The organism is Variovorax sp. 01N429 (assembly GCF_056399425.1).
Genome location: NZ_JBFTRG010000223.1, coordinates 1 through 376, shown reverse-complemented (window position 1 = coordinate 376; position 376 = coordinate 1). Strand labels below are relative to the sequence as shown.

Here is a 376-nt window from a genome sequence, read left to right as displayed (position 1 = left end):
CCCGAGCAACGGGCAGGCCGGCTGCCACGTCGACAAGTGCGCCCAGGAAGTCCTCGGGATCGGCACGCCGTTCCTGTGGTGGGCGGCCTGCTTCGCGGTGCTGTTCCTGCTCTACCGGTGGGCGGCGCGGCGCGACTGGCGCGCGGGCGCGATCCTGTGCGGCCTGGCGGTCGGCATCCTGCCGTGGCTGGCCAAGCAGGACCGCACGATCTTCCTCTTCTACGCGGTCGTGTTCGTGCCGTTCCTCGCCCTCGCGGTGGCGATGATGATCGGCGCGATCCTGGGTCCGCCGGGATCGAGCGACAAACGGCGGGCGTGGGGCGCGGCGGCCGCGGTGGGCCTGATCGCGCTGATCGCCTGGAACTTCCTGTACTTC

General features: G+C 71.3%; 1 pseudogene. It reads left to right on the top strand.

Going from position 1 to position 376, the window contains the following annotated elements:
* Window positions 1-376: pseudogene (locus tag AC1DSF_RS31345) on the top strand (hypothetical protein); the annotation flags it as partial.